Origin of the sequence: Arsukibacterium sp. (assembly GCF_033722355.1) — a bacterium.
Classification (GTDB): Bacteria; Pseudomonadota; Gammaproteobacteria; order Enterobacterales; family Alteromonadaceae; genus Alishewanella.
On the sequence record NZ_JAWVZF010000101.1, the window covers coordinates 1 to 10,076 of the forward strand.

Genomic DNA, 10,076 nt, shown 5'->3' on the forward strand with positions numbered 1-10,076 from the left:
CGCAGGGTATTAACCTGCTGCTCGGCATCGGCTTTGCACTGCTTCTGGCTTTGCTCATCGTTTGCCAGCAGCGGCAACAAACCGGCTAACTGCGCCTCGCTGCCATCCAGTTGCTGGGCCAGCTGTTTTAAGCGCTCAAAATCCTGCTGCAGTTTATCCAGGCGCATCGACTGGCGCATTTGCTGGATCCAGTCCCGCGCCTTGGTGTTTTTCACCTTGGTGGTGGGCAGGGTAACGCCGTCTTCTTCAAAAATGGCGGCCAGCATGGCTTTTAGCGTGTCCATTTTGCCTTCTTTGGCATGCACGGCACTGACCAGCTTTTCAATATGGCGCAGCTTATGGCCACTACTGACTAAACTAAAGCTGGCGGCCAGCCGGCGTAATTTAACGCTATCGGCATTATTACCCCTAAGCGCAGCGGCATCGTTCTGAATAATGCTGCGATACTCGCTGGTAGCGCTGATTTTCGCCGATACCTGCACCTCAGGCCGGCTGCGCATACTGGCGGCCCAGTCGCTGTAACTGAGCGCTTTTACGCCGTCATTGCTTTCAATTAAATAAAACTCACTCTGGTATGGCGCGGCCACAAAGCGGTATTCCACCCCGCCATCACTTTTACGGGTTAATACCACCTGACATAAGGCCCCGCCTTCGCGCTGGTATTCGTAAATCAGGTAGCTGTTGCTATACGGCAGATAAAACTCATCAAACTTTTTACGGGTTTTCGGTACCACCCGGTTGGGCTGCTCGCCATAAAATACCGGCACCAGCCGTTGCAGCGTGGTTTTACCCGAGGCATTAGTGCCACAAATATTAGTGTGCTGATCCAATTGCAATTCCACCACCCCGGGCAGGTGGGTGTGAATAAGCACAATACGAAGTAAACGAGACATAGCGCATCCTGTCGGCAGCGCAAAAATAAAGCGCCGCAATCGATATTTTAATGCGGCTTATTATCCATGGAATGAGGTTAAATGCCAGTTTGAAAACACAGTAAGCGGAAGTTTAACCCAGCCAGTGGCTTATGCGTCGGCTGCGGCCGCCAGCTCTCTAATCAGCGCGCTGCCAGAGCTGATATTCTGCAGCTGGCTGCGAAATTCTGCTTCGGCGCTAAGCGGCAATCTAACGTTTAGCGTTACCTGTTGCTGATAATCGGTGCTCAGTAACTGACCACCAAGCTCGCTTAATAACTGGCGTGCTTTGGCTTCCAGCGCAAAGTCCAGCCGGAGTGTCAGTTGCAGTTGTGGTAATACCTGGCGGCGAACTGCTTTTGCTGCGGCCTGCGACACCGCTGCCGAGTAAGCCCTTACCAGGCCGCCGGCCCCCAGTTTCACCCCACCAAAATAACGTACCACCAGCGCCAGGCTATTGCCCAGCTCCTGCTCGGTTAAGACATGCAGCATCGGTTTGCCTGCGGTGCCAGCGGGCTCACCATCGTCGCTGAAAGCCTGCGTTTCCGGCTGGCGGGTATTGCCAATAATATAAGCCCAGCAAACATGGTTGGCCGCCCGGTATTGTTCGCGATATTGGTTAACCAAGCTCATCGCCTCATCACGGCTGCTTACCGGCAACAAAAAGCTCAGAAACTCACTGTTTTTCTCAGTCAGGCAATGCTCAACCGGCGCGGCCAGTTCGGTGTAGGGGGTCATTTCATTACTCAGCTTGACGGGTAGCAGCTGCGGGCTGCTTACTCAACCTGCGCCAGAGCCACTCCAGCGGTCCTCGCGAGAAATGTTTAAGATACCAGCGGCAAAATAGTAGTTGCAGGATAATAGTGGCAATGGCAATGCTAAGTAGCGCCAGCCGGTCGAGGCTGGCAAACCAGTCGGGTTTAAGCACTTTAAACAGCAACACCATTAGCAGACTCTGGCTTAAATAAAGGGTAAAGGCCATGCGGCCGCAGGGGGCCAGCCAGGCTTGCAGCCAACGATAAAACTCAGGCTTACGGCGGGCATTAATCATTGCACTGGCAAAGGCCAGCGCCATCAGCAGGGCACTGATTTGCTCCCACGGCAATACGATACTTAACTCGTAACCATAACCGCTTATATGATCGAGTAACACTGTACTGCCGCTGATAATTGCTGCAGTTAGAAAAATTATGAAGGTTGTGGAAAGAGAGTAGCCTTGCGCAAACCAGCCTGATTTATATAAAGCCATACCAAATAGCATTAAGGCTGCCATCAGCCAGTACAGGGTCAGAATAAAGGCCACCAGCATGAAGACATTCAGTGAAAACAGCTCTCTGAGCTGAGCAAGGTAGGGGCCGGTCCAGAGTTGCTGTGCGCTGAGCAGCTCTGCCGGATCAAGCGGTTGCAGTGGCGGCAGCCCCGCCAGTAACAGATACAGACTGTAGATAACCGGAATAAACAGACCAACCGTAAATAGTACGCCGCCTTTTTTCCACAAAGCAGGACTGTCAAGCTTGTGATAGCCGCCATTTAACACCAGTAAACCTGTCAGCGCGTACCACAGTAAAATATCGCCAAACCAGATAAAACTGATATGCACCAAGCCAAATAGTGCCAGCCAGTGCAACCGGCGCTGCAGGTAAGCTTCACCATATTTCTGAACAATCAGTAACAGACTGACGCCAAACAGCAGATTAAACAGGCTTAAAAAGCGGCCGGAAAATAACAGGGTCTGCACATTGTAAAGGCCGATATCCACACTGCTGATGTTGTCACGCCATACTAAACTGTGGGAGTAATCAGGCGGACTGGCGAAGGCAAAGACATTTACCAGTAAAATACCGAGAATGGCAAAACCACGAATGATATCCAGCTGAGGCAAACGTTGCATAAAAACCTGCTGAAACAAACAGCCAGCAGCGGCTGTTGTTATCAATAAATCCCTGAAGCGTCCAGTATCACGAAAATAGGTGGCGGATACAACAGACAATTAACGGGTAGTTGCCGCTGACAGCATTGCTGTGCACAAGCTTGACTTCTTTGGTGAAGACTTTTATAAACGCGAGCAATTCTCATTTTGTTTGCAGGTTAAGTATGGTGTCACGACTGCATCGTTATCTGAGCTGGCTTATTGGTATCTGGCTGGTGTTACTATGCGTCAGCGGTGCGGTATTGCTGTATAAAAACCCGCTGCTGCGCTGGCAATATCCGCAACTACAGCACATTCAGCCGGTGGCAGATATCAGCAGCTGGGGCCCGTTACTGAATCAGTTGCAACAGGATCCGCAATTTCGTTATGTCAAATTCCCCGAAGCCGACGCGTTATGGCTGGAAGCCGTCACCTTTGATAACCAGCGATATTATTATGATGGCCAACACCAGTTGTTGCTGATCCGCGAGGTTCGCAGTGACTGGCTCGACTGGTTGTATGATTTTCATCTGAATTTGCTCTCTGGCGACAAAGGCCATACTGTCAGTGGCTTTATCGGTTTATTCAGCCTGTTACTGCTGTTAACGGGTTTGTGGCAATGGTGGCCCAGGCGTTTCAGCCGTCGTCTATTTAAATTGCCAGTGCTGAACAGTTCAATGCGAAGCTTACGCCAGTATCATAGTGTGCTGGCGTTATTACTGCTGCCTCTAGTACTGCTAACCGCAGCAACCGGCGCGATGATGGTATTTGGCCAGCAAACCCAAACGGTACTTAACCGCTTACTGCCACAAGCCCAGCCGGCGCCGCAGCCCGTTGCTGTGACTGACTCAGTGCCTGTAATGGCAACAAACTGGACCGCTGCACTGCAAAGCGCCCGCCAGCATTGGCCTGAACAGGCACTACGGCTGGTAAGTTTTAGGCGTGAGGCCACTGCGCCAATCAGTTTTAGGGCAAAAGCTGTAGCAGAGTGGCACCCGAATGGCCGCGGCATATTGCAATTACACCCGGCAGATAACAGGGTGCTGTATGCGATGCCTGCCGCAGACCTGGCCACTGCAGAGCGGTTACGCAATACTTTTTATCCGTTGCATATCGCCAGTATTGGCGGGGTGCTATACAAGCTGGCGCTATTGTTGACGGGGCTTTTTAGTCTGATGCTGCTGCTGTTAGGGCTGATTTACAGCTGGCGGCGGCTTAAGGCTCGTTCAGCCCGCCATGGGGCTTACCAAAAACCGGTATACTGATTTGCCATTTAAGAGCTGCCAGCCGTAGTAGCAGCAATGCAGCCATGCCGCTTAACATGGCAGGTAATTGGGTGACGCCCAGCATCAGTAAACTGGTATAAACACCGCCACCGACAAGACAGGTTACTGCATACAGCTCGCCGCGAAATACCATGGGTATTTCCCGGCACAGCACATCGCGGATCATGCCGCCACAGACGCCACTCATGGTGCCAAGCAAGATGGCCACCATCGCAGAGGTGCCGTGGTCCAGCGCCTTTTGTGCACCCATAATAACGAAAAATGCCAGGCCCAGCGCATCAAACAGCTGTAGCGTATTATGCGGGATCGTTAAGCGGTTGCGTACCAGTAATATGGTGGTCACTGCCGCAACAAAAATAGCGTAAAAATAGCTGTTATTGTTTATCCAGATAACCGGCACATCCAGAATCAGGTCGCGCAGAGTACCGCCACCGATGGCGGTAACACTGGCCAGCACGATGACGCCAAAGCCATCCATCTGATTGCGCCACGCGGCCAGTGTGCCCGATACGGCGAAAACGGCAACGCCCAGTAAGTCAAACCAGAAGAAATAAGTGGCCATGTTAAGGTATCAACCCGCTACCGATAGATAGCGCCACGCTAGCAGGCTTTGGCTGGCAGGTAAATGTTTCAGGTGCTGGTGGTAACAGATAAATAGTTCCAATGCCGGCTGTTGATGGCAAAGGTGTTGTGCTAGCATTTGCCACTTTTTTTAAATATGACGTGTTATAAATAATAGTGAACAAAGGATGACAATGAAGAAATTAGTTATAGGTGCAGGCGTTGCAGTGGTTGCCGCTGCCGCGGGCTTTTACTATGCCAATTCACAAGCCGAAAATGCCATCAAACAACAAATTGAGCAGGCCAATAATGCTTACGCTGAAATGGCGGCAAGTGGCCTGATGCCAGCAGTCAGTATTGGTTATCAGGATGTGTCGGCCAATGTATTAACCTCCCGTTACAGTGTCACGGATCTTGAAATCAGCGTGGCAGGTATGGGCCAGGTGGCAACTATCGATAAGGTAACTGCTGTGGGTTTACAGCCCCAGGGTTTATCAGATAACGGCAGCGCACAACTTATCGGCGCAAAAATAGCAGAGCCGATGCTGGCAATGTTACCCCCTGATGTCAGTGCCTTTGTTGAAAGCCTGGCTTTGCATGCCGAATACAGCTACGAATATACTCCGGCCACCGGCGAGCTGTATTTTAATCAGGTTACCCGGGTAAACGATGAATTCAGCCTGGCTTACAATGTCTCTTTTGCCAAGATGCAGGAACTATGGGCTTACGCCCGTGATATGAGTGATAAAACAGCTCAAGAGCAGCAACAGTTAACGATGTCTGACGACAACATGACCGACGCTATGGCAAAGCTGGTAAAAGGTGCACTGAAAAGTGGCGAGCTGGTAATCACCAATAATGGCTTTATCGAGCGGCTGGTAGCAATGGCAAGTAGCCAGGGACAAATGCCGCCACTGGACGCTCTTAAAGGCATGGCACTGATGGCAATCACCGCAGATGAAAACCTGCCGCTGGAAATGAAAGAAAGCCTGACCACCTTTATTAATCAGCCAGAAAAACTGCAGATTAATATCAGCTTTGCTGAGCCATTAAGCTTTGAGGCAGTGCAGTCCGGCGCGTTAATGGCAGAGCTGCAAACGCCGGAACAGATGATTAAATTTGCAAATTTGAAAATGGTGGCAAACTAACGCCTTAAGCTAAGGTATACCGGTAAAAAGGCAGCAAGGCTGCCTTTTTTGTTGCTGTTTTTTTAAAAGGAGTAGCACTGCGGGGTCAGGGTGCTGGATAAACTGCACGTTCTGATGCGTCACGCGCTTTATCCGGGTCGTCAATAGCTGGAGTTGCCGCTATCGCCGCAATATAGCTGCCAGGCAGGCCGCACTCTGTTGCGCCGCGCAAAACATGGTTCAGATACCAGTTAAAGGGCCGCAATGAGCTATCAATATGGGTTGCAATATAGGTCAGTGCCGTAATCCTGTTACCCTGGCTGTCGGTCACCTGAACCTCTTTATCCTGATAGCCAAAACCAACCCCTTCAATTTTGTCCAGGATGCTTTTGTCACTGTCGGAAATGTTATACAGCATGCCTATTACCTGATCAGCTTCTCGGCCGGTAAAAAAGGCGTCACACTTTGCCGACCCGTCAAGATAACCAACCTTGTGAAAGCGCAGTGTATGCTGAGCCAGGCTGACAACGCCGTGCCGCAATGCGCCCGGGATGCGCTGCTTAATCCGGGCCAGTGCCATATTGGAGCCATAGGCAAAATACTTCATGATGACACCCTGTTTGCGCTAGCGTTATCAGCCGTCAGCGCCTGCTGCACTCTGGCCTGAAGTTTCGGTAAAAGCGTCTCAGTAAACCACGGATTTTGTTTAAGCCAGCGGTTATTGCGCGGACTTGGATGAGGCAGCGGCACTTTTGACGGCCAGTATTGCTGCCAATTTGCGACGGTTTCTGTAACGGTCTTTGTGGCATCGGCCAGATGATAAGCCTGAGCGTAATGGCCAATAACCAGAGTCAGCTGCACTTTGGTTAACATTTGCAGTAGTGGTTGCTGCCAGGTTGGGGCGCATTCTGGTCTCGGCGGAAAATCACCGTTTTTGCCGGTACCCGGGAAACAAAAACCCATGGGTAAAATAGCCACCAATCTGGGGTTGTAAAACTGAGCCTCTGTCAGACCTAACCACGAACGCAAGCGCTCACCGCTGGCATCAGCGAAGGGAGCACCGACATTATGCGCCTTGTGACCAGGTGCCTGACCGGCAATCAGAATGCGGGCTGAGGAGTGGCATTGCAGTATTGGTCGCGGGTGCTGTGGTAAATGCGGCGCACATAAGGTGCACTGGCGGACGCTGGTAAGTAAAGCAGCATCAGCTGCAGATTGCCTGTTATCTACCATGTTTTTTAGTCCTTACCGGTACCAGATACCAACTTAATAACACTAAGGCACCAAAGCCGGTATACAGTGCAATAAATATCCAGTCGGGCGCAGTGTAATACAACAAATACTGCAGCCAGTGCTGAACAAAAGAACCGGCATAGGTTGCGGCACCGGCTTGTTCCCGTAACGCCATCTCCCAGACAGTAAGGGGGCAAATCATGCCTAACCAGGCTTGCAGCACAACGACCCCAATGGCAATTAAATGCAGAATACGGAATGTTTTATTGCTTACCCACTGCCATTTCAATGCGCCACCCAGAAAAATAACAACCAGACTGAGTACCACAAACAGGACAAACAGAAAGTGGATAACAAGAATGGTATCGGCCAGCAACAGCAGGATGACAGAGGTATTCATCGCTAATCTGCCGCCGCATAAATCCAGCAGTCAGTACCCGATTTCAAGCGGGCGCTTACTCTGATATAAGCATTGACTTCATAGTCATCAGCTTGTGCCAACTCCTCATCGCTCAGCTCAAACACCGTGCCGGGCACTTCATCGCTGCTATTGCCGGTAAAGCGCAGGATTGGGTGAATCGCTTTGCCACTTTCCCGCAGTACCCGCGGCTCGGTAATTGCTATTTCACCGACAACATAGCCCGGCAGACTGTCTTTAAAACCGTTAAGCTGCCGGCCAAAGTTAGCCAGCTGGACGTTTTTTTGCTGCAAGGTACCGTAAGAAAAGAGTTTAGGCATGTGCGCTCCCGTTATCTACCTGCAATGTAGCTGCTGTCACTGCACTGTCGCCAACACTGTAGTCAATATTACTGTAGAGGTTTGAACTCATCAGGGCTGAATAATTTTATCTGTTTTATTTCGTCGGCAGACAACGCTTTATAGCCTCTGGGGTAGGGCCAGCCAAACCCCCAACGAAATGTTGTTGGTAAAAAAGGCGTACCTCCCACTCTGACGCCCGCTAACATCAGACGGGCAATATCAGGCTCTCCCACCTTTGCGACACAAGCTTCAAGAGCTTTGTCTGCTAAAAGCCGCTGCTGATAAGTGCCGCCTTTCCAGTACGCGTGATCATGTGCCATGCAGCATGCCAGCCACAAATCATTTTGCTCACGGGTACCATCAGGAAATAAACTGCAGCCATCAGACTTGAAAGGTTTAATTTCAGTGGCTGCTGCACCTGCTGGCAATAGCAAGATAAGACACAGGATTATTCTGAACATGATTATCAGTTTCTGCTATTACTCTGGCCTGGAATATTCAAACTATCTAACCAGGCTTTGCAGGCCAGACGTATATTGATGATATATAACAGCGCAACGTTTGGCGAGACATTAAACGCGCACAAACTGAAGGCTAGAGTGCGCTTTTAATAAACTCTCTTGCTGTGCTAACCCAGCCAGGGTTGGCTGGCTTTGCGACGTTGCTCAAACAGAGCTATTTGTGAATCTAACAGCTCGCTACTGCCGATAAAATCCAGGCCGGATAATAAGCGTTGTTTAATATCTGCATCAATATTAAAGCCCAGCGCAGCATTGTTGCCAAAGATGATTTCCTGGCTTTGCAGGTCAATCTGCCAGTGTTGCGGGCCTTGGGCACAGCGGTTAAACAGCAGCTCGATATTAGTTTTACTTAACTGAATTAATAACATGCCATTGTTAACACTGTTGCTGAAGAAAATATCAGCAAAGCTTTCGGCAATAATGACATTAAAGCCAGATTGCGAAATGGCCCAGGGCGCATGTTCACGGCTGGAACCGCAGCCAAAATTAGCCCGGGTCAGCAAAATGCCGGCACCCTGATATTCCGCTTTATTAATGACAAAATCCGGATTAAGACTGCCGTCGGCCAAGTAGCGCCAGTCATAAAACATCGCATCGGCAAAGCCATCTCGGCTAACACTGGTTAAAAACTGTTTCGGGATGATCTGGTCGGTATCAACATTGTTTTTATCTAACGGGCATACCAGGCCCTTTGCAAAAATTTTACTCATGCCAGTGCTCCGCTTGCTGTTACAGATGCCGGGATAGAAGTTGGGGCGGCAATATTAACAAATTGTCCGGCAATAGCGGCGGCCGCGGCCATTGCCGGGCTGACTAAGTGGGTGCGGGCGCCGCGACCCTGCCGGCCTTCAAAATTACGGTTACTGGTGCTGGCGCAGCGTTCACCGGCTGCAACCCGGTCATCGTTCATGCCCAGGCACATGCTGCAGCCTGGCTCGCGCCATTCAAAGCCGGCGTTTTTAAAAATATCAGCTAAACCCTCAGCTTCAGCCTGGCGCTTAACGATACCGGAGCCCGGCACCACTAACGCCCGCACACCGGTGGCAACCTGCTGGCCTTGGACGATACTTGCTGCAGCGCGTAAATCTTCAATCCGGCTGTTGGTGCAGCTACCGATAAATACGACGTCGACTTTACAGTCAGTCAGTTTCTGGCCGGCGGCCAGCCCCATATAAGCCAGTGCACGCTCAGCAGCGTCGCGCTTGCTGGCATCAGTGAAGCTCGCAGGCGAGGGCACGCTCTGATCTATGGCAATGACCTGCTCGGGATTGGTGCCCCAGGTAATTTGCGGGGTAATGCTGCTGGCATCAATTGCAATGGTTTTATCAAATACTGCATCCGCATCGGAATACAGGCTTTGCCAGTAAGCTACTGCAGCATCCCAGTGCGCTGCTTTGGGGGCATAGGGTTTGCCTTGCAGATAAGCAAAGGTTGCCTCATCCGGGGCGATCAGTCCGGCTTTGGCCCCCATTTCAATACTCATATTGCACAGCGTCATCCGGCCTTCTATGCTCATTGCACTAATCGCACTGCCACAAAACTCGGCAACATAGCCGTTGCCGCCGGCGGTGCCAAGTTTGGCAATGACCGCCATTATCACGTCTTTTGGCGTAACATGACGGCTTAAATCGCCATTTATTTCAATTTTCAGCGTTTTAGCCTGCTGCTGGGGTAATGTCTGGGTCGCCAGCACATGTTCTACCTCTGACGTGCCGATACCAAAGGCTAATGCACCAAAAGCGCCGTGGGTCGATGTGTGGGAATCACCA

Annotated in this window: 13 protein-coding genes; 2 read left to right on the top strand and 11 right to left on the bottom strand. The window is 50.9% G+C overall.

All coding sequences use genetic code 11. The annotated features are described in order from the left end of the window. The 3 genes from R3177_RS09935 to R3177_RS09945 all read right to left on the bottom strand — a co-directional run. A partial coding sequence (locus R3177_RS09935) for an ATP-binding protein (RefSeq protein WP_318970883.1) occupies nt 1-893 on the bottom strand: 893 nt, incomplete at its 3' end. A gap of 129 nt (nt 894-1,022) precedes the next feature. Continuing rightward, the gene (locus tag R3177_RS09940) at nt 1,023-1,649 is read right to left on the bottom strand and encodes a YigZ family protein (protein ID WP_318970884.1); all 627 of its coding nucleotides are present in this window, start codon (nt 1,647-1,649) and stop codon (nt 1,023-1,025) included. 4 nt (nt 1,650-1,653) lie between these two features. Then, nucleotides 1,654-2,802: a DUF418 domain-containing protein gene (locus R3177_RS09945; protein ID WP_318970885.1), complete on the bottom strand. Its 1,149-nt coding sequence runs from the start codon at nt 2,800-2,802 to the stop codon at nt 1,654-1,656. Between the two features lie 203 nt (nt 2,803-3,005). Between R3177_RS09945 and R3177_RS09950 the strand changes: the two genes are divergently transcribed. Further along, on the top strand, nt 3,006-4,085 hold the full coding sequence (locus R3177_RS09950; RefSeq protein WP_318970886.1) for a PepSY-associated TM helix domain-containing protein: 1,080 nt from the start codon (nt 3,006-3,008) through the stop codon (nt 4,083-4,085). On the opposite strand, the gene R3177_RS09955 is transcribed toward R3177_RS09950, so the two are convergent. Further along, a complete protein-coding gene (locus R3177_RS09955) occupies nt 4,036-4,668 on the bottom strand; it encodes a trimeric intracellular cation channel family protein (protein WP_318970887.1) in 633 nt (210 codons plus the stop codon). The genes R3177_RS09950 and R3177_RS09955 overlap by 50 nt on opposite strands. Before the next feature lie 193 nt (nt 4,669-4,861). On the opposite strand from R3177_RS09955, the gene R3177_RS09960 reads away from it, so the two are divergent. Next, nucleotides 4,862-5,815 carry a hypothetical protein gene (locus R3177_RS09960; protein WP_318970888.1) on the top strand — a complete coding sequence of 318 codons (954 nt, stop codon included), beginning with the start codon at nt 4,862-4,864 and terminating at the stop codon, nt 5,813-5,815. Nucleotides 5,816-5,900: 85 nt separating this feature from the next. On the opposite strand, the gene R3177_RS09965 is transcribed toward R3177_RS09960, so the two are convergent. The 7 genes from R3177_RS09965 to leuC all read right to left on the bottom strand — a co-directional run. After that, nucleotides 5,901-6,401, bottom strand: a complete 501-nt coding sequence (locus R3177_RS09965) for a gamma-glutamylcyclotransferase family protein (protein WP_318970889.1) — start codon at nt 6,399-6,401, stop codon at nt 5,901-5,903. Then, entirely contained in the window at nt 6,398-7,027 is a 630-nt protein-coding gene (locus tag R3177_RS09970) for a uracil-DNA glycosylase family protein (protein ID WP_318970890.1), read from the bottom strand. Before R3177_RS09970 ends, R3177_RS09965 begins: the two co-directional genes overlap by 4 nt. After that, entirely contained in the window at nt 7,017-7,427 is a 411-nt protein-coding gene (locus R3177_RS09975) for a DUF2784 domain-containing protein (RefSeq protein ID WP_318970891.1), read from the bottom strand. The genes R3177_RS09970 and R3177_RS09975 overlap by 11 nt, the downstream gene beginning before the upstream one ends. A 2-nt stretch (nt 7,428-7,429) precedes the next feature. Further along, nucleotides 7,430-7,765, bottom strand: a complete 336-nt coding sequence (locus R3177_RS09980; RefSeq protein ID WP_318970892.1) for a gamma-glutamylcyclotransferase family protein — start codon at nt 7,763-7,765, stop codon at nt 7,430-7,432. A 68-nt stretch (nt 7,766-7,833) separates the two neighbouring features. Further along, a complete protein-coding gene (locus tag R3177_RS09985) occupies nt 7,834-8,247 on the bottom strand; it encodes a hypothetical protein (protein WP_318970893.1) in 414 nt (137 codons plus the stop codon). A gap of 167 nt (nt 8,248-8,414) precedes the next feature. Continuing rightward, entirely contained in the window at nt 8,415-9,017 is a 603-nt protein-coding gene (gene leuD, locus R3177_RS09990; protein ID WP_318970894.1) for a 3-isopropylmalate dehydratase small subunit, read from the bottom strand. Continuing rightward, the coding region (gene leuC / locus R3177_RS09995; RefSeq protein WP_318970895.1) for a 3-isopropylmalate dehydratase large subunit at nt 9,014-10,076 on the bottom strand (1,063 nt) is incomplete at its 5' end. The genes leuD and leuC, both read right to left, overlap by 4 nt.

Excerpts from the sequence above, each read along its gene's own strand:
- R3177_RS09940 (WP_318970884.1), bottom strand. The coding sequence starts at position 1,649 with ATGACCCCCTACACCGAACTGGCCGCGCCGGTTGAGCATTGCCTGACT.
- R3177_RS09945 (WP_318970885.1), bottom strand. The coding sequence starts at position 2,802 with ATGCAACGTTTGCCTCAGCTGGATATCATTCGTGGTTTTGCCATTCTC.
- R3177_RS09950 (WP_318970886.1), top strand. The coding sequence starts at position 3,006 with ATGGTGTCACGACTGCATCGTTATCTGAGCTGGCTTATTGGTATCTGG.
- R3177_RS09955 (WP_318970887.1), bottom strand. The coding sequence starts at position 4,668 with ATGGCCACTTATTTCTTCTGGTTTGACTTACTGGGCGTTGCCGTTTTC.
- R3177_RS09960 (WP_318970888.1), top strand. The coding sequence starts at position 4,862 with ATGAAGAAATTAGTTATAGGTGCAGGCGTTGCAGTGGTTGCCGCTGCC.
- R3177_RS09965 (WP_318970889.1), bottom strand. The coding sequence starts at position 6,401 with ATGAAGTATTTTGCCTATGGCTCCAATATGGCACTGGCCCGGATTAAG.
- R3177_RS09970 (WP_318970890.1), bottom strand. The coding sequence starts at position 7,027 with ATGGTAGATAACAGGCAATCTGCAGCTGATGCTGCTTTACTTACCAGC.
- R3177_RS09975 (WP_318970891.1), bottom strand. The coding sequence starts at position 7,427 with ATGAATACCTCTGTCATCCTGCTGTTGCTGGCCGATACCATTCTTGTT.
- R3177_RS09980 (WP_318970892.1), bottom strand. The coding sequence starts at position 7,765 with ATGCCTAAACTCTTTTCTTACGGTACCTTGCAGCAAAAAAACGTCCAG.
- R3177_RS09985 (WP_318970893.1), bottom strand. The coding sequence starts at position 8,247 with ATGTTCAGAATAATCCTGTGTCTTATCTTGCTATTGCCAGCAGGTGCA.
- leuD (WP_318970894.1), bottom strand. The coding sequence starts at position 9,017 with ATGAGTAAAATTTTTGCAAAGGGCCTGGTATGCCCGTTAGATAAAAAC.